This window comes from Opitutus sp. ER46 (genome assembly GCF_003054705.1).
GTDB lineage: Bacteria > Verrucomicrobiota > Verrucomicrobiia > Opitutales > Opitutaceae > ER46.
The window spans coordinates 350,673-370,091 of record NZ_QAYX01000021.1; the positions used below are offsets into that span (position 1 = coordinate 350,673).

Here is a 19,419-nt window from a genome sequence, read left to right on the forward strand (position 1 = left end):
CGGGCCGGGTGGCCTTGCCGCCAAAACGTAGCTTTCGCGCCATTGACGTTCCGCGAGCATGATCTTTGCTGATCGCAATCGTGAACGTCTACCACGCCGAATTATCGGGTTCTCGAGTTGCAGCCAGCGGACCGCCGCCAGTGGCGTCCCGCCCCAGGATTCTGACTCGATTGCGTTCACGCTGAACGGCCACCTCGGCCGTCGATCGTTGCGCCGGGATCTTCATGGTCCACGCGCACCCACCACTCTTTCGCCGGCGCCAACCCCGCCGCCGGCACTCCGTCCCGTTTCAGCCATGTCCTTATCCCAACTCGTTACGCGGCGCGCCATCGTCGCGCTAATGCTCCTGGCCACCCTCGTGGTGGCTCCCATCGCCCGCGCCTACCAGGGCGTCACCCTGCAGACGCAGCTCGGCAATCCCAGCAATGCCACGGCCGATGCGACCAACCACACGCATTACCTGATCCAGCGCGACCAGTACGTGCTCGATTACAACGACACGAACTTCGAGTCGAACTGGGTGAGCTGGAGCCTCACCAGCTCGGACCGCGGCGGCACCGATCGGACGGACAAGTTCGCCGCCGACCCGCTGCTGCCGAGCGGTTTCACGGCCATCGACCAGAACGGCTACAAGGGCTCCGGCTACGACCGCGGCCACATGTGCCCGTCGGCCGATCGCACGACCAGCGTGGCGGACAACGAGGCCACGTTCTTCATGACGAACATGGTGCCGCAGACGGCGGACAACAACCAGGGCGTCTGGAATAACTTCGAGGGCTACTGCCGCGATCTCGCCGCCGCCGGCAATGAACTGCTGATCATCTCGGGTCCCGGCGGGTTCGGCAGCTCGAAGATCGCCAGTGGCGTGGCGATCCCCGGGTACACCTGGAAGATCGTCACCGTGGTGCCATTGGGCTCCGGCTCGGCCGTCAGTCGCATCACGGCCGCTGGCGCGGCTTCGATCCGCGTCATCGCAATCAAGGTGCCGAACATCGCGGGTATTCGCAGCAATCCCTGGCAGAACTACGTGACGAGCGCGGCGCAGCTGGAGTCTGACACCGGTCTCACGTTCTTCACTGAACTCGATACGGCCAGCGCCGCGACGCTTCGTGCGAAGGTCGACGGCTCCACCACGAGCGGCCTGCCGGTGATCTCCCTGCAGCCGGCCGGCCAGTCCGCCGCCGCGGGCGGCATGGCGACGTTCTCCGTCACCGCCACCGATGGCGGCAACCCGCCGCTCTCCTACCAGTGGTTCAAGGGCGAGGACGCGATCAGCGGCGCCACCAACGCGACCTTCACGCTCACGAACGTGCAGGCGACCGATGTGGCCGGCTACTCGGTCCGCGTCACCAACACCGTCGGCTTCGTCACGAGCTCCGTCGCCAACCTCGTCGTCACCGGCCTGCCGCCCGCGATCACCAGCGCGCCGCTCTCGCAGACCGTCGGCGCCGGCGCGAACGCGGTCTTTTCCGTCACGGCCAGTGGCTCGCCGACGCTCACCTATCAGTGGCGCAAGGACGGCAACCCGCTTGGCAATGGCACCGAGATCACCGGCGCCACCACGCCGACGCTCACGCTGACGAACGTCCAGGCCGCCGCGCAGGGCTCCTACGATGTCGTGGTCACGAACAGCGTCTCCTCCGCGACCAGCGCTGCGGTCACCCTGACGGTCACGGCCACCGCGCCGACCATCACCTCGCAGCCGGCTTCCCAGTCGCTCGGGCTCGGCAGCACCGCGACCTTCGTCGTGGTCGCGAAAGGCTCGGCGCCGCTCAGCTACCAGTGGCGCAAGGGCGGGGCGGACCTCACGACCAACAGCTCGGCGACCACCCCGACGCTCGTCATCACGGGCATGACCGCCGACGACGCCGGTGACTACGATGTGGTCGTCACCAACACCGCCGGCCACGCCACCAGCAGTGTGGCGACGCTGTCTGTCGCCTCGGCGACCGAGGCCGCGGTCTTCTACACCGGCGGCACGTACTCCCAGAACTTCGATTCGCTGCCGAGCGCCACGGGCAACTTCACCCTGACCGGCACCGGCCCGATCAATCTCTCCGCCGCGCCGATCTCGGCCACCGGGCTGGGCGGTTGGAGCTTTGCGAAGACGATGGGCAACGCGACGGTTGCCTTGTTCAACGTCGGCACCGGCAGCGGCAACACCGGTTCGCTGTACTCGTTTGGCGCCGCCGCCGCGACCGAGCGCGCGCTGGGGGCGCTCGCGAGCAACACGCTCACTTGCGGCTTCGGGGTCACGCTTGTGAACCAGACCGGCCACACCATCACCGAGTTCACGATTTCCTACACCGGTGAGCAGTGGCGGCGGGGCAATACCACCGCCGGCAGCCAGGATACGTTGGCGTTCGGCTACCAGGTGGGCGGCACCGACCTTGCGACGGGGACGTTTACCGATGTCGCGACGCTCAAGTTCGTCTCGCCCATCACGACGGCGTCGGCCGTGGCGCTCGACGGCAATCTCGCCGCCAACCAGGCCGTGATCAGTGGCTCCGTCACGGGCATCACGTGGAACCCCGGCGAGAAGCTCATCCTCCGCTGGAATGACGTGAACATCAGCGGCTCCGATGACGGGCTCGCGATCGACAATTTCTCCTTCACCACCAGCACCACCGGCCCGGTAGGACCGGCCGTGACCGCGACCTCGCCGATCAGCGGCGCGAGCGACGTCGCCCTCAACAGCCCCGTCACGATCACCTTCAACCAGGAGGTGAATGTCACCAGCGGGTGGGTCGCGCTCACGAGCTCGACGGAGGGCAGCATCAGCCCCGTCATCGCGACGACCGATCACAAGACCTTCACGCTCACGCCGCCGGCCAACTACGGCTACAGCGACACCATCGGCGTCACCGTCTACGGCGCCAACGTGACCAGCGAGTCGACCGGCCTGCATCCCGAGGGGGACTACACGTTCTCCTTCGTGACCGCCGCCCCCGTGGCTCCTTCGATCACGACGCCGCCCGCGAACCAGACGGTCGCCGCCGGTGAGACCGCCACCTTCACCGTGGTGGCCGATGGCACCCAGCCCTTGACCTACCAGTGGCGCAAGGACGGCGCGGACCTCAATATCACCACCAATCCCAGCGCCGCCACCGCCACGCTCGCCCTGGCCAACGTCCAGGCTGGTGACATGGGCAGCTACGACGTCGTCGTCAGCAACGGCGTCCTCCCCGTCGCGACGAGCACGGGCGCCACGCTCACCGTCACCGCCGCGGCGCCGACGATCGTCACGCAACCCTCCGCGGTGACCGTCACGGCCGGTGAACCCGCCAGCTTCAGCGTCACGGCCAAGGGCACGGCCCCCCTCGCTTACCAGTGGCGTAAAGACAGCACGCCGATCTCCGGCGCGACCACGGCGACGCTGAGCATTGCGCACACCGTGCAGGGCGACGCGGGCAGCTACGACGTCGTCGTCTCGAATTCCGTGGACGCGGTCACGAGCTCGGCGGCCGCCCTTGTGGTGAACGCCGCGGCCGCCGGCCACGCGACGTACGTGGGCGGGACCTACACGCAGGACTTCGACACGCTGCCCGCCGCGGGCACGTTCGCGCTCACGGGCAAGGGCCCGATCCAGCTCGACGACGGCGCGACCATCAACGCCACCGGCATGGCGGGCTGGAGCTTCGCCACCTACCTGGGCACCTCCACCGTGGCAAAATTCACGGTTAGCGATGGTTCCAGCAACTCCGGCAGCGCGTTCTCCTTCGGCGCCAGCGGCGCGACCGACCGCGCGCTCGGCTCACTCGGCAGCGGCTCCGTGGCCTCGCGCTTCGGCGTGACGTTCCTGAACAACTCCGGCCAGACTATCACCGAGTTCACGCTCTCCTACACCGGCGAGCAGTGGCGGCGCGGCAGTGCCGCGGCCAACACGCTTACGTTCGAGTACGCCGTGGACGCCACCGACCTGAACACCGGCAGCTACGCCGCGGCGACCGCCCTGAACTTCGTCGCCCCGGTGGCGACCGGTTCCGGCGCCGCCCTCGATGGCAACGCCGCCGCGAACCGCACCGCGGTCACGGCCACGGTCACTGGATTGAACTGGGCACCCGGCCAGACGCTCACGCTCCGTTGGAATGACGTCGACGACACCGGCAGCGATGACGGCATCGGCATCGACGACCTGACCTTCGCCACGCCGGCGATCGTCATGGCGGCGCCGACGATCACCACCCAACCCGTTCCGCAGATCGTCACGCCCAACTCCACCGTGACCTTCTCGGTGGTTGCGACCGGCGCGCCGGCTCCGACCTACCAGTGGCGCAAGAATGGCTCCGCTCTCGTCGACGGCACCGGCATCGCGGGGGCCACGACGGCGACGCTGACCCTTACCGGCGTCACGACTGCCGCCTCCGGCAACTACGACGTCGTCGTCACCAACGCCGCCGGTGAGAAGACCAGTGACGCCGCGGCGCTCACCGTCGCCGGCTTCACCCCGGGCAATCTCGTGGTGGTGCGCGTGGGCGACGGCAGCACGGGGCTCCTCAACACGGGCAACCCCGTCTTCCTCGACGAGTTCACGACCACGGGCACGCGGGTGCAGTCGATCGCGCTGCCCGCCGCCGTGAATGGCGCCAACCAGCCGTTGATCCTCAGCGGCACCGCCACCTCCGAGGGCCTCATGACCCGCTCTGTCGACGGCCGCTATCTCGTGCTCGTCGGCTACGGCGCGGTTCCCGGAACCCCCAACCTCACCACCTCTTCCTCCGCGACCGTCAACCGCGTCGTCGCCCGCGTGGCGGCGAACGGCGTGATCGACACGACCACCGCGCTGACCGATGCCGCGACCGGCAGCAACCCGCGCGGTGCGGCTTCGGTTGATGGCACCAGCTTCTGGGTCACGGGCGGCGCGGGCGGCGTGCGCTACGCTGCCTTCGGCGGCACGACGTCCACCCAGCTCACCACCACACCGACCAACGTCCGCAACGTGGCGGTGTTCGGCACCCAGCTCTATCTCTCAACGGGGTCCGGCACGCTCCGCGTCGCCAGCGTTGGCGCCGGGTTGCCCACCACCGCGGGCCAGGTGGTGACCAATCTCCCCGGCCTGCCGACCAGCTCGGGCAGTCCGTACAGCTTCTTCCTGGCCGACCTCAACCCGGAGGTCACAGGCGAGGACGTCCTCTACATCGCCGACGACTCCGGCAAGATTCTGAAGTACTCGCTCGTCGCCGGCGTCTGGACCGCGAACGGCTCGGTGAGCGCCAGCTCGATCCGGGCGCTCGATGGCCGCGTCAGCGGCACCACCGTCACGCTTTACGGCGCCTCGGGCGCCAGCAGCGGCACGGGCGGCGGCAACCTGTATGCCTTCACCGACACCACCGGCTACAACGCTACGCTTACCGGTACCGTGACGACCCTCGCCACGGCGGGCACCAACACCACGTTCCGCGGCCTGGCCTTCGCGCCGGGCGTTGAGCCGCCGACGACCCCTGCCATCACGACCGACCCGGTCACGCAGACCGTCCTGGCCGGCGACAACGTCACGTTCACCGTCGCCGCCAGCGGCACCGCGCCGCTGACCTACCAGTGGCGCAAGGGCGGCGTGGCCATCACGGGCAACAGCTCCGCGACCACCGCGACGCTCACGCTCGCCACCGTCGCCGTCGGCGATGGCGGCAGCTACGACGTCGTGGTGACGAATGCGGCGGGCAGCGCCACCAGCGCGGCCGCGACGCTCACCGTCAACCCGGCCCCGACCGCCCCGACGATCACGACCGACCCGCAGTCGCAGACGGTCTCCGTCGGGGGCAACGTCACCTTCACCGTCGTCGCCACCGGCACCGCGCCGCTGAGCTATCAATGGCGCAAGGGCGGCACTGACATTTCAACCGCGACGACCGACACGCTCACGCTGACGAACGTCACGCTGGCCGATGCCGGCAGCTACGATGTCGTGGTCTCCAATGGTGTCAGCCCGGCGGCCACGAGCGCCGTGGCGATCCTCACGGTCAACCGACTGCCGTCGGTCCTGGCGGCATGGGACTTCAACGGCACCTCCGCCACCACGATCCCCGGCGGGGTGAACGCACCCCTGCCGGTGGCGGGCTTCGGCACCGCCTCGCTCGTGGGCGGCACCACGGCCACGTTCGCCAGCGGCACCGGCTCGTCGGACAGCGTGACGACCTCGCCGCCGAACTACGCCTGGAACAACGCCGGCTTCCCGGCCGCCGCCGCCGCGAATCTCTCGGCCGGCGCCCAGTTCATGGTGAGCACCGTCGGGTACGACCACGTGGCGTTCCACTTCGACCTGCGGCACTCCAACACCGCGAGCCGGTATGAAGCCGTCCAGTACACACTCGATGGCGGTACCACGTGGACGACCGCGACGTTCTTCGACGGCAACGTGGGCAGCACCTGGTTCAACCGCGTGGTCGACTTCTCGACTGTCGCCGGCGTGGCCAACAACCCGCAGTTCGGCGTCCGGGTCGTCGCGGCCTTTGCCTCGACCGCCACGGGCACCGGCGATGCCGCCTATGCCCCGACCAGCGCGACGGGCACCTACGGTACCTCGGGCACGTGGCGCTTCGACATGGCGGCCGTCACCGCGCAGCTTGCCGGCGACCCCGTCGTCACCCTGGTGGCGACCGACGCCACCGCGGCGGAGGCCGGCCCGGAAACGGCCGCGTTCCGCTTCGCGCGCGACGGCGACACCACCGCCGCCCTGACGGTCAACTACACGCTCTCCGGCACGGCGACCGCGGCGGATGTGACGCCCGCGCTCACCGGTTCGGTGACCTTCCCGGCCGGCCAGGCCGTCGTCGACCTCGTCCTCACGCCCGTCGATGATGCCGCGAACGAAGGCGACGAAACCCTCACGTTGACGCTGGACGCTGGTACCGGCTACGTGCCGGGCGCCTCCACGGCCGGCACGGTGACGATCACCGATAACGACATGCCGGTGAATGTCGCGCCGACCCTCACGACGCAGCCGGTCGCGCAGACCGCGACGGTGGGCGACACCGTGACCTTCACGGTGGCGGCCGCCGGCACGCCCGCGCCCACGTTCCAGTGGCAGAAGGACGGCGCGGCCCTGGCCGGCGCCACCACCGCCACGCTGACGCTTCCCGCCGTGACGAGCGCCAGCGCCGGCAACTACTCGGTCGTCGCAACGAACGTCGCCGGCACCGCCAACAGCGCGGTGGTCGCCCTCACCGTCAACAAGGCCTCGGCCACGGTGACGCTCGGAGGACTCGACATTGTTTACGACGGCGCCCCGCATGCCGCCACGGTGACCACGGCCCCCTCGGGCCTGGCGGTCACGGTGACCTACAACGGCGTCGCGACGGTTCCCTCGGCGATCGGCACCTACGCCGTGGTCGCCACGGTGGACGACACGGATTTCGAGGGCAGTGCCAATGGCACCCTCGTGATCTCGCGGCCTGCCCCACAGGCTCAGGAGATCACGTTTGCCGCGCTGCCGGATGTCCTCTCCGACGCCGCGCCGATCACGCTCGTGGCCACCGCCAGTTCCGAACTGCCGGTCACCTTCACCTTGGTGTCAGGCCCGGCCACCTTGTCCGGCCGCACGCTGACGCTGACTGGCGAAACCGGCACCGTCACGGTGCGGGCGTCGCAGGCGGGCAATGACTTCTACAGCCCGGCGGCCGACGTGACCCGCAGCTTCGCGGTGGCGGCCGCCACCGAGGCGCCGCGCATCACCACGCAGCCGGCAAGCGTCAGCGCCCTGCGCGGCGAGAGTGCGACGTTCACCGTCGTGGCGACGGGCCGTCCGGCCCCGACCTACCAGTGGCGGCGCAACGGCACGGCCATCCCGGGGGCGACGGCGGCGACCTGTACGATCGCCGCGGTGCAGCCGTCCGACGCCGGCAGCTACGACGTGGCGGCCACGAATGTCGCGGGCACGGCGGTCAGCACGCTCGCCCGCCTGACCGTGACCTCCGCCGACCTCGCGCCGGTCATCACCACCCAGCCGCGCAGTCTGACGGCGGTGGTGGGCCGCAGCGCCGCGATGTTGGTCAGCGCCACCGGCGTGCCCGCGCCGACGTACCAGTGGTACAAGGACGGCGCGCTCGTGAAGGGCGCGACGGCCGCCACGCTGACGTTTGACCCGGTGCGGCCGCCGCTCGCGGGGAGTTACACCGTCGTCGTCGCGAACCGCGCCGGCGTGGTCACCTCCAACGCCGCCACGCTGCGCGTGATCGGCCGCAGCTATGCCGGCTGCTACTTCGGCCGGATCGGCAGCATCGGCTTCTTCGCGATCCAGATTCGCGACGACAACACCGGCGTGTTCCTCGGCTACCTGACCTCGATGCAAGTGCCGTTCATCGCGCTCGAGGTGACGGTCGACGACGACGGTCACTTCCACTTCGGCTCGGTCGTCGCCCCGGCGGGCGGCGCCTCGATCGCCGCGGACGGCGTGGGCACCGAGGCGGATCCGCTCGAGTTCACCTTCGACGGCGCGATCTCCGAATCGGGCGAGCTCTCCGGCACCATCACCGGCGCCGCGGATGCCGACCTCAGCGCGACCCGCGCGTCGGACACCGGCACGACCGGCGAATACGCCGGGTTCTACCAGGCCTCGGCCGCCGGCTCGGCGGCGACGACGTACACCATCGTGAGCCCCGAGGGCGAGGCGCTGGTGATCACGCAGACCGACAGCGGCGTCGATGCCGGCACCGGCACGATCGACAGCTCCGGTGCGATGGCCATCACCACGGTGAACAACCAGACGATCGCGGCGACCATCGCGGACGCGACCATTGCGGCGCAGGTCACGACGGCGGACGGCAAGACCACGAACTTCGCGGGCGGCACCGAGACGGTGCTGGCCGTGCAGCGGCTGGCCAACCTCTCGTCGCGCGCGACGATCGATCGCGGCGGTTTTGCGATCGCCGGCCTGGTCATCACCGGCCAGGAGGCCAAACCCGTGCTCCTGCGCGTGGTCGGCCCCGGCCTGAAGCAGTTCGGCATCGCCGACTTCCTCGCGCGTCCGCGCCTGCAGCTCTACTCGGGCCAGACGGTCATCGCGACGAACGAAGGCTGGAGCACCGGCAACGTCGAGGAGACCGCGGCGGCGGCCGCCATGGTCGGCGGTTTCCCGCTGGACAAGGGCAGCACCGACGCGGGCATGGTCATCACTCTCGCCCCCGGCCAGTACACCATCATGGTGACGGCGGCCGACGGCGGTGCGGGCACGTTCCTCGTCGAGGCGTACGACCTCGCGGCACCGAGCGTGGGCCAGAAGATGGTTAACATCTCGACGCGCGCGCACGTGGCCGCGGGGCGTCCGGTCATCGCCGGCTTCGTCGTCAGCGGCACGGTGCCGAAGCGCCTGCTCATCCGCGGCGCGGGCCCGACGCTCGTCGAACTGGGCATCACCGACCCGGTCGCGCAGCCGCGCCTCGCCGTTTATCACGAGGGCAAGGTCATCGCGGAGAACGCCGGCTGGACGGCCGACGGGAACGCGGCGCAGATCGCCGCGGTGGGCGCCCAGATCGGGGCCTTCGGCTTCACCTCCACCCGCGACGCGGCGCTCCTGCTCACGGTCGAACCGGGGGTTTACTCGGTCGTGCTGTCGAGCGACAGTGGCGTGCCGGCGACGGCGCTGGTGGAAGTGTACGAAGCGCCCTGACCGGTCTGCCCATGTCCCTCCGCAAAGTTCTCCTGTTCGTCCTGATTCTGGCCGCCGTCGCGCTGGCCTGGTTCGCCTGGCGGCGGGCCGGACCGGCGACGCCGGCCGCGGCAACGCGCGGCGCGGGGACGTCTTCGCGTCCGGCGGCCACCGCGACGGCGGGCGCCCCGGCGGACTTTGCGGCGCAGTTTGACGCGGCGCGGACGCTGACCGACCGCGGGCAGCGGAATCGCGAATTTGGCCGGCTCTTCCGGGCGTGGCTGGACCGCGATGCCGCGGGCGCGGTGGCGTGGTTGCGGCAACAGCCGCGCGACGCGGCGGAGTTCACGCCGCTGCTGCTCATGGCGCTGGACACGCTGGTGCGAACGGATCCCGACGCGGCGCTGGCGCTGGCGGGCGAGTTGGCGACGAATCGCGACCAGCGCGCCGGCTACAGCGTGATCTTTGCGGTGCTCGCGCAGCAGGACCCCGCCGCGGCGGCGCGCCGGTTGGCGCGGGTGCCGGGTGGGGAGGCGCGGGAGCTGGCGTTGCGCGCGGTGGCGGCGGCCTGGGCGCGGCGGAATTCCACGGCGGCGCTGGGCTGGGCGGAAGGCCTGGCGGACGACGACCGCGAGATGGCGGTCGAAAGCGTTTTGGCGGATCTCGTGCATGCCGATCCCCTGCGGGTGATCGAAGTCGCGCAGCGCTCGCTGCACGGCGAGGCGCTGGCGCGGACGCTGACGGCCGCGTTGCATGGCCTCGTGCGCACGGATCCGGTGGCGGCTTCGGCCATCGTGCCCCTGTTGCCCGCGGGCGAGGGGCAGGTCGTGGCCGCAGCGGCTGTGGCGCGCGCGCTCGTCGCGAAAAGCCCGGCGGAAGCGGTGAGTTGGGTGAACGGTTTGACGAACGACACCGCGCGGCGCACCGCGATGGCGCGGCTGCTGGAAACCTGGACGGCGACCGACGCCGAGGCGGCTGGGCGCCACGTGGCGTCGCTCCCGCCGGCGCAACAGGCGACTGACGCGCCGGTGGTGGCCGGCATCATGGCGGCGAAGAACGAGCAGGCCGCTCTGGCCTGGGCGCAGGCGCTCAGCACCGCCGAAGCGCAGGGCGTGGCCTTGGCGGCAGCGGCGAACGCGTGGTCGCAGCGTGATGGGGCGGCGGCCAGTCGCTGGGTGGCGGACAACGCGGCGCGGCTGGGCGAGCGGACGCCGGAGACGCTGCAGGCGGCGCTTTCGTATTGGATTTTGCAGGACGCCGCGGCGGCGCAGCGGTTCGTCGGCGCGCTGGCGCCGGCGCTGCAGGCCGGCGCGGCGGAGTTCGTGGCGCCGCTCCTGGCGCAGAAGAACCCGACGGCCGCGCTGGCTTGGGCGCAGAGCCTGCCGAGCGCGGAAGCGCGCGACGCCGCGGTTGCGGCCGCCTTCGTGCGCTGGCGCCGCAACGCGCCCACCGCCGCCGACGCCTGGCTCGCGGCTACGCCCCTCCCGGTCGAGACGAAGGCCAGGCTGGCGCCGCCTGCGCGCTAACACCGCTGCACTCCGATTCCGCCCGTCGAGCCAACAGCGGCGTGGGGACGAAACCCGAATCTTACAGGGAGTGACGCAGACCGACGGTCGGACTGGCGCCCTGAATTTCCGTTCGCTCTCCGGCTCACCTTCGCCCGGCGGAACTCGTCGTGGGAATACTTTTCTCCAGCGGCGAAAAATTCCGCTTGCCAGCTAACACGTTTTAGCATCCATTCGGGCTAAATCGATTCAGCCGCCCCCCTATCATGAATACCGATTTCAAGCCCCGCGGGGTGTATTCCGCGCAATGGATTCCAACCGACGCCGAGGGTCGGACGAAGCGCGGAGCACTGGCCCGCCATATGGCCTTTGAGCGAAAACAGGGCGTCGCCGGCTTCCTGGCGCTGGGGAGCTCCGGCCAGTTCCCGCTCTTCACGCTTACCCAGCGGCGGCGGATCCTCGAGGCGGTCCTTGCTTCAGCCGAGTCCCTGCCCGTCATCGCCAACGTCACAGCGCTGCGCGTCGGCGACGCCATCGAGCTCGGACGGCATGCAAAATCGGCCGGAGCGCGCGCGATCGCGCTGATGCCCCCGATGTTCTACCCCCTGTCCCAGGCCGACATCCTGGCCCATTTCCTGGCGGTCGCGGATGCCGTCCGCTTGCCGGTGATGCTCTACAATTTTCCCGAGCTCACTGGGAAGAAGATCGAGCTCGCCACAATTTCAGCCTTTGCCGACCGCGCGTCGATGGCGGCGATCAAACAGAGCGGCGGTGAGTTCTCCTACCATCGCGAGCTCATCGCGCTCGGCCGCAAAAAGGGGTTTGTTGTCATGTCAGGAGCGGACACGCGGCTGCAGGAGGTCTTTGCCCTCGGCGGGGCGGGCTGCATCGGCGGCCTCGTCAACATCGTGCCCGAGGTGATGGTTGCAATCTACCGGGCCAGCACCGCGGCGACGAAGACCGACATCGCCGCGCCGGCTGCGCTGATGGTCGAAGTGGGGCGGATCGTCGATCAACTGACCTTCCCAGTGAACGTGGGGGCCGGGCTCCAGGCCCGCGGTTTCGAAGCGGGCGAGCCCCAGATGCCGATCTCGGCCCAATCGAAAGTTTTGTATCGACGCATTGTCGCCGAGCTCCGTGCGGTCCTTGCAAAGGCGGGACTCACGGCGCCGGCCGAATCCCGTCCACGCGTCAAGGCCTGAGGCACGCCGCCATCGTCCATGACGAACGCACTGAGAGCACAGCCAGCGGAGTCCCTCCGTCCCGCCTACAAATGGTGGGTGGTCGGCATGCTTTGGTTCGTCTGTTTCTTCAACTACGCCGACCGGCAGGCAATCAGCTCGGTGCTTCCGCTGCTGGCGCGCGAGTTCAACCTCGATGATGTGGCGCTGGGCTGGATCGGCTCCGCGTTTGCCTGGGTCTATGCCGCGGCGGCGCCGGTAGCTGGTCTGATTGCGGACCGGCGGCCCCGCAAGATCCTGATCCTCGTGGCGTGCGTGGTCTGGAGCTTCTTCACGCTTGCCACCGCGTGGTGCCAGGGGGTGACGGCGCTGTTCGTGATCCGCGCGCTGACGGGGCTGGGCGAGACGTTCTACTTTCCAGCGGCGATGTCGCTGCTGAGCGACTATCATGGCCAGGGCACGCGTTCGCGGGCGATGTCGTGGCACCAGTCGGCGGTCTATGCGGGGACGATTCTGGGGAGCTGGCTCGCGGCTGAACTCGCGGAACGGCACGGCTGGCGGGCGCCGTTCTGGTGGTTTGGCCCGATCGGAATCGTCCTCGCGCTCGTCCTGTTCTGGGCGTTGCGCGAGCCGCGCCGGGGTTCGTCGGGCGCGGTGGCCGAGGCCCAGCATCCGGCCGTCGGCACCACCTCGCTTCCGATTGGCCAGACGTTGCGCCTGCTCTTCCATACGCCGGTGGCGCTGCTGCTGATGGGCGCCTTCCTCTGCGCGAATTTCGTGGCGGTGATCTTCCTCACCTGGACCCCCAAGTTCCTGGTTGAAAAGTTCGGCTACTCGCTCGGGTCCGCCGGCCTCACCGGCACGCTCTACATTCATCTGGCGAGCGCACTCGTCGTGCCGATTGCCGGGTGGCTCGCGGACTGGCTGGGGGCGCGGCTGCGCTTCGGCCGGATCCTCGTGCAACTGATCGGACTCTCGGTCGGCGCAATCTTCGTCTTCATCGTCGGCCACACCGAAAGCCGCGTGACCCTGGTGACGGCGATGACCTTGTTCGGTGTCTGCAAGGGGATGTACGACTCGGGCATCTTTGCGGCGCTGTACGACGCGATCGAGCCATCGGCCCGCGGCACCGCGGCCGGAATCATGAACACCGTCGGCTGGGCCGGTGGTGCCCTCGGGCCTTTGGCCGTCGGCATTGCCACTCGCTATGGACGGCACCCGCGTCTCATCGACAACATGAGCGAGGCGATCGCCCTCGGCTCGGTCGTCTATGTTGCCGGCGCCCTTTTGCTTGGAATTGCCGCCTGGCACCGCGCCCGGCACGCCGAGTAACGGCCGCTTCAGCCGGTCACGTCCGTCCCCTTTTCCCCAAGATACCACGATGCCTCAAAACACACCCACCATCCGCGGAGCGCGCGCCCGTCATCTTTGCTCGCGCGTCCTTCTGGTTCTCGTTTGCGGCCTGATGACGTGCCTGGCGGTCAGCCGGGTCGAAGCCGCGAGCCTTTCCGGCACGGTGAGCAATGCCGCCACCCGCCGTTTCCTCGAGGGCGCCCGGGTCGACGTTCCCGCGTTGGGCCTGTCGGCCATCACCGATCAGACGGGCAACTACCTCCTGCTCGACCTGCCGGCGGGCACGCATCAGGTCGTCGCCTCCTACACCGGCCTGGATCCGATCCACGCCACCGTCGCGGTGGGCGGCTCCGACCGCGCGGTGCACAATTTCGACCTGACCGCCGAAGTATACCGGTTGGAGGAGTTCCGGGTGTCCGGCGAACGCGAGGGCAATGCCGCCTCGATCACGCGGCAGCGCACCGCCGACAATGTGAAGAGCGTCGTCGCGCTCGATGCGTTCGGCCGGCTCAGCAACGACAACGCCGGCGAACTCCTCGTCCGGCTGCCAGGCATCGGCGGTCGGCTCGATGATGAGGGCAACATCACCGGCGTCATGATCCGCGGCACCGCCCCCGGCTTGAACACCGTCAGCGTCGATGGCAATCTCCAGGCCAGCACGGGTGGCATGGGCCGTGATTTCCGGCCGCACGCCATCTCGGGCGCGCTGTTCGACGAGATCGACGTGGTCAAGGCGCCGACGCCCGACATGCCGGCCGATTCGCTCGGCGGCTCGGTGAACTTCAAAACGCGCTCCGCCCTCGACATGAAGGAGACCCGGCGTTTCGCGTATCGCCTCTCGGGCCGCTGGGCTGCGCCGTTCTACGACACCATCCCGATGCGCGAGCAGCGGCGGCTCCATCCGCTGCTGAACGCGAGCTACCAGGAGGTGTTCAACGCCTTTGGCGGCACCCACAACCTCGGCATCTCCGTGGACGCCTTCTACAGCGAGAACGTATCCGGCTACTACAAGATGATCCAGGACTACGAGTACACGCTGAACTCGCCGGCGTACGTCTGGGATTACCGCACCACCGACGGCTACAACAACCGCAAGCAGACGAGCACCAACTTCAAGGTCGATTACCGGCTCTCCGACAACTCCCGGTTCTTCCTCAACTTCCTCTACAACGACGCGTTCGAGCCGTACAACCGCCTCTATACGATGCGCGCCTACACGTCGCGCAGCGTGGGTACCACCAGCTCCTCCGGCATTGCGCCCGGCTACACCGAGGATGTCACGCAGGTGAACCCCATCTCGTCGTCGCGCGTGCAGCTCAACTCCACGATGTACAGCTTCATGACGCGGGAGCGGCAGCTGAACCTCGGCGGCAAGCACGAGTTCGACCGCTGGAAGCTCGATTACGACGCGAATTACAATTACAGCCACCCGAACCTCGGCAACGGCCGGACGCCGGACCAAAGCGGCGGCATCTTCACGATGAACACGACGAAGACGGGTTGGATCCTGGACAAGACCGGGAGCGACATCTACCCGCAGTTCACCCAGACGTCCGGCGCCAGTCTGTCGAGCATTGCCAGCTACGGCAGCGGTCAGCTCGTCACCCGCAACGGCGGGCGCGATACCGATATCTACGCCGCTTCCGCCAACGCCAGCTACGTCCTGCCGACGACGCTCAAGGCAATCGTCAAGGCCGGCGCCCGCTACCGGTCCGAGCGCTTCGATGTCACGGCGGGCGATCGGCAGTGGGCGTATGCCGGCGGCGCGCTCGGCTCGTTGGTTGATCCGTCGATCGTGACCTCGGGCGAGCTGCGGCACGGCATCGACCTGCCCTATGTCGAGTCGTCGCTCGCGATGCGCTCGATCCGGGAACACCCCGAGTTCTGGAAGGAGAACCTGTACTATGCCGAGTCGGGCCGGCTTTCGGATTCGAGCCAGGTTACCGAGGATGTCCTCGCGGCCTATCTGCAGTCGCAGGTCACGGTCAAGCGCCTGCGCATCCTGATTGGCTCCCGCTTCGAGCGGACGGATGTGGATGCGTTTGGACGGATCGCGGCCAAATCGCTGACGACCGCCGCGCAACAGGCGGCTGATCCCATCGGTTCGGCGCGCCTCGACTACGATCATCCACAGACCACGCGCGGACACTACGCCGACTGGTTCCCGGGTGTGTATCTCACTTATCGCATCGCTCCGAACCTCCAGGCCCGCGCCAACTGGTCGAACAGCATCGGCCGCCCCGCCGCCAGCCAACTGACGCCGAGTCGGACGGTCAGCGACACGAACGGGACGGTGACGATCAACAATCCGAGCCTGAAGCCGCAGCACGCGGAGAACTGGGACGCCAGTCTCGAGTACTACTTCGAGCCGGTGGGCCTGCTGTCGGTCGGCGTGTTCCGGAAGGACCTGACCGACTTCATCACCAGCGCGCAGGTGGGGGTCATCGGCACCGGTCCGGACAACGGCTATAACGGCGACTACTCCGGCTACGGCCTGATCAGCGCGTTCAACGGCGGTAACGCCCGGATGCAGGGCATTGAATTGAACTACCAGCAGCAGTTCAGTTTTCTCCCCGGCCTGCTCAAGGGGCTCGGCGTTTTCGCCAACTACACCCAGCTCACGACGAATGGAGACTACGGCGAATCGACGGTGCGCTCGACGAGCGAGATCGCGAATTTCGTCCCGAAGACGGCCAATGGCGGGCTGACCTACAAGTACCGCCGGTTCGGCGCTCGGGTGCTGGTCAACTACACCGGCCGTTACCTCTCGAACTACTCGGCGGATCCGTCCCGGCTGCAGTACCGGATGGCCAAGACCACCGTGAACCTCGGCACGTCGTACGAGCTCACCAAGGGACTCTCCCTCTTCTGCGACCTCGCGAACATCTTCAACGCGCCGCAGAAGCTCTACCGCGGCTTGTCCTCATCGCACATCTCCGCCGCCACGTATAACGGCACGGTCATGACGTTCGGCGTCTCGGGCCGGTTTTGATCGCAGGGGCTCACCCGCGTCGGTCTCGCCTTGGGCATCATGGGCCAGGCGAGGCCGATGGCCGGTGGCCCGTTTGGCACCATGCAATCCATGATTCGCAGCACGTTTCCCCTCCGCGCCGTTGTGGCGTGGTCAGTCCTCACGGCCGCGCTCGGCGCAGCGACGCCCGCGGCGACCGAGTCCGTCGGCGGTCCGGTCCGTCCGCTCGCCAATCCGTTCGTGGCGGTCGGCGAGTCTCCGGACCCGGCGACGATCCCGTTGTACACGCCCAGCCTCCTCCGGCTGCCGAGCGGACGCCTCCTGGCGGCTTACGACCGCGGCGGTGCCGCGGGTCGGAAGGGCATGGCCAACGCCGTCCTGCTCAGCTCCGACGACCATGGCGTCACGTGGACGCAGCGCGGCGCCATGGCGATGACGCATGGGCGGCTGTTTCAGGCCGGGACCAACATCTATTATCTCGGGCAGAAGGGTGACCTGCGCGTCGCCTGTTCGAAGGACCAAGGCGAGACCTGGGGCGAGCCAGTGGAGCTGACGTCGGGCCAGCAATGGCATCAGTCCGCCTGCAATGTCTGGCACACGGGCGGACGCGTATACCTCGTGATGGAGCGCCGGGTTTCGAACACGATCCGCGCGTGGCCGGTCGGCGAACTTGCGCCAGTTTTGATGCGGGCCAGCGAGGCGGCCGACCTCACCAAACGCGAGAGCTGGACTTTCGCCTCCGAGCTCGCGTTTCGGGACGTCGTTCCCGGCTACGAAAAGAACGACATGGACCTGGGCTGGTTCGGCGTTCCGTTCTTCCCGATGACGTACCCAGCGAAGAGCAGCGTGGGCGGCCGGCGCTCCATGGCTCCGATCGGCTGGCTCGAGACCAATGTCGTGCAGGTGCGGGACCCGGATCACGTCTGGTACGATCCGACCGGTCACACCTTCCATCTCTTCATGCGGGGCCACACCGGCGGCACCGGTTACGCCGCGGTCGCCAAGGTGGTCGAAAACGACGACGGCACCATGACTACGCAGCTCGAGAAGATGCCGTCCGGTAAGCCAGTTCTCTTTCTGCCGTTTCCCGGCGGACAGATGCGCTTCCATATCTGCTACGACGAGAAGACGCGGCTCTACTGGCTGTTGAGCTCGCAGGCGACGGACTCGATGGCGCGCCCCGACCGGCTTCCGCCGGAGCGTTACGACCTTCCCAACAACGAGCGCCACCGGCTCGTGCTGCACTTCTCCCGCAACCTCGTCGATTGGTGCTTCGCTGGCGTCGTGGCCATCGGGCCGTCGCCGAAGCAGTCGCGGCACTATGCGAGTATGGACATCGACGGCGACGACCTCGTGATCCTTTCGCGGAGCGGAGACAGTCGCGCCAAGAGCGCGCACGACGGGAATCTGATCACCTTCCACCGCGTCCGAAACTTCCGCGACCTCGTGTACTGAGCCGCGTCCGACGTTTCCGCCACCCCACGTCGATGAGCTTCAGACTTCTCCTTGCCCTTGACGCCGCGCTCATGCTCGGCGGAGCCGGCGTGGAGACGCAGGCCCAGCCGATCCGCCCGCTGGCCAACACCTATGTCGTCGTAGGCGAATCGCCGGCGCCCAGCTCCGTCCCACTGTACTCCCCGAGCATCCTCCGGCTGCCTTCCGGGCGGCTGCTCGCGGCGTACGCCCAGGCGAGCAAGGACTCGAAACGCTTCGGTCCGGCGCAGGAAATCCTCCTCAGTTCGGACGATCATGGCGTCACCTGGACGCGGCGTGCGACCAGCCCTGAGTTGCAGGGCCGGCTGTTTCTCGCGGGCAAGGCGGTGTACTACCTGGCGACCGGAGCGGGCCTGCCCATTCAGCGCTCCGCCGACGAGGGCGTGACCTGGTCCGCGCCTCGCGAACTCACCGCCCACCGCGAGGTCTGGCAGCAGACGCCGGCGAACGTCTGGTACGCCAACGATAGTGTGTATCTGGCCTTCGAACACCGGCACGCGGTCATCGACGCGTGGGGACCGAGCGAGAAGGGGCTCGTGCTGCTGCGCGCCCGTGCCGGGACCGACCTCACCCAGCCGGCGGCGTGGACCTTCTCGAGCGAACAGGTCTTCGCGGACGTCGTTCCCGGCGTACGGGACAACGCGATCAACACGTCCGGCCTCGATTTCTTCGGCGTTCCCTTCCTCCGGCAAAACTACCCGCACCGCGCCGTTGTCGCCGAGTCGCCGCGGCGAACGATGCCGCCGATCGGCTGGGTCGAGCCCGAGGTCGTGCAGATCCTCGATCCCGATCACGACTGGTACGACCCCGCCGGACACACCTTTCACATCCTCGCGCGTGCCCACACGGGCGGCACCGGCTTCGCCTGCCTCACGAAGGTCGTCGAGCAACCGGACGGCTCGATGACGATGTCGCTGGAACGGGCCCCGTCCGGGAAGCCCATGCTTTACCTGCCGGTACCCGGCGGACAGCTGCGCTTCCACCTCGTTTACGATCGCCAGACCAAGCTGTACTGGATGGTCGGTTCGCAGGCGACCGACTCGATGCGTCGCGCCGATCGATTGCCCCCTGACCGGTTCGATCTACCCTACAACGAACGGCACCGGCTCGTGCTCCATTTCTCCCGCAATCTCGTGGACTGGTGTTTTGCCGGGCTGGTCGCCGTGGGGAACGGTCCCGGCGAGGCGCGGCACTACGCCAGCATGGATATCGACGGTGACGACCTCGTGATCCTCTCGCGCAGCGGTGATGCCCGGGCCAAGAGCGCCCACGAAGGCAACCTGATCACCTTTCACCGGGTGAGGAACTTCCGGGACCTCGTGTATTGAAACC

General features: G+C 68.5%; 7 protein-coding genes. All 7 read left to right on the forward strand.

The window, feature by feature from the left end:
- Nucleotides 1-295 precede the first annotated feature (295 nt).
- The 7 genes from DB354_RS09825 to DB354_RS09855 all read left to right on the forward strand — a co-directional run bounded on the left by DB354_RS09825 (nucleotide 296) and on the right by DB354_RS09855 (nucleotide 19,415).
- Complete coding sequence (locus tag DB354_RS09825; protein ID WP_158277465.1) at nucleotides 296-9,604, forward strand: immunoglobulin domain-containing protein; 9,309 nt, start codon at nucleotides 296-298, stop codon at nucleotides 9,602-9,604.
- 11 nt (nucleotides 9,605-9,615) lie between these two features.
- A complete protein-coding gene (locus DB354_RS09830; protein WP_107835425.1) occupies nucleotides 9,616-11,109 on the forward strand; it encodes a hypothetical protein in 1,494 nt (497 codons plus the stop codon).
- A 245-nt stretch (nucleotides 11,110-11,354) separates the two neighbouring features.
- Complete coding sequence (locus DB354_RS09835) at nucleotides 11,355-12,290, forward strand: dihydrodipicolinate synthase family protein (RefSeq protein WP_107835427.1); 936 nt, start codon at nucleotides 11,355-11,357, stop codon at nucleotides 12,288-12,290.
- 18 nt (nucleotides 12,291-12,308) lie between these two features.
- Nucleotides 12,309-13,601 carry an MFS transporter gene (locus tag DB354_RS09840; protein WP_107835429.1) on the forward strand — a complete coding sequence of 431 codons (1,293 nt, stop codon included), beginning with the start codon at nucleotides 12,309-12,311 and terminating at the stop codon, nucleotides 13,599-13,601.
- A 133-nt stretch (nucleotides 13,602-13,734) separates the two neighbouring features.
- The gene (locus DB354_RS09845; RefSeq protein ID WP_158277466.1) at nucleotides 13,735-16,614 is read left to right on the forward strand and encodes a TonB-dependent receptor; all 2,880 of its coding nucleotides are present in this window, start codon (nucleotides 13,735-13,737) and stop codon (nucleotides 16,612-16,614) included.
- An 81-nt stretch (nucleotides 16,615-16,695) separates the two neighbouring features.
- Nucleotides 16,696-18,048 (forward strand): sialidase family protein, encoded by a 1,353-nt coding sequence (locus tag DB354_RS09850; RefSeq protein WP_146180176.1) that lies wholly within the window; start codon nucleotides 16,696-16,698, stop codon nucleotides 18,046-18,048.
- 32 nt (nucleotides 18,049-18,080) lie between these two features.
- Nucleotides 18,081-19,415 (forward strand): sialidase family protein, encoded by a 1,335-nt coding sequence (locus DB354_RS09855; RefSeq protein ID WP_107835435.1) that lies wholly within the window; start codon nucleotides 18,081-18,083, stop codon nucleotides 19,413-19,415.
- The last annotated feature ends 4 nt before the right edge of the window (nucleotides 19,416-19,419 follow it).

Bases quoted from the DNA above. Each gene is read 5' to 3' on its own strand.
- DB354_RS09825 (WP_158277465.1), top strand. From the start codon at position 296: ATGTCCTTATCCCAACTCGTTACGCGGCGCGCCATCGTCGCGCTAATG.
- DB354_RS09830 (WP_107835425.1), top strand. From the start codon at position 9,616: ATGTCCCTCCGCAAAGTTCTCCTGTTCGTCCTGATTCTGGCCGCCGTC.
- DB354_RS09835 (WP_107835427.1), top strand. From the start codon at position 11,355: ATGAATACCGATTTCAAGCCCCGCGGGGTGTATTCCGCGCAATGGATT.
- DB354_RS09840 (WP_107835429.1), top strand. From the start codon at position 12,309: ATGACGAACGCACTGAGAGCACAGCCAGCGGAGTCCCTCCGTCCCGCC.
- DB354_RS09845 (WP_158277466.1), top strand. From the start codon at position 13,735: ATGACGTGCCTGGCGGTCAGCCGGGTCGAAGCCGCGAGCCTTTCCGGC.
- DB354_RS09850 (WP_146180176.1), top strand. From the start codon at position 16,696: ATGCAATCCATGATTCGCAGCACGTTTCCCCTCCGCGCCGTTGTGGCG.
- DB354_RS09855 (WP_107835435.1), top strand. From the start codon at position 18,081: ATGAGCTTCAGACTTCTCCTTGCCCTTGACGCCGCGCTCATGCTCGGC.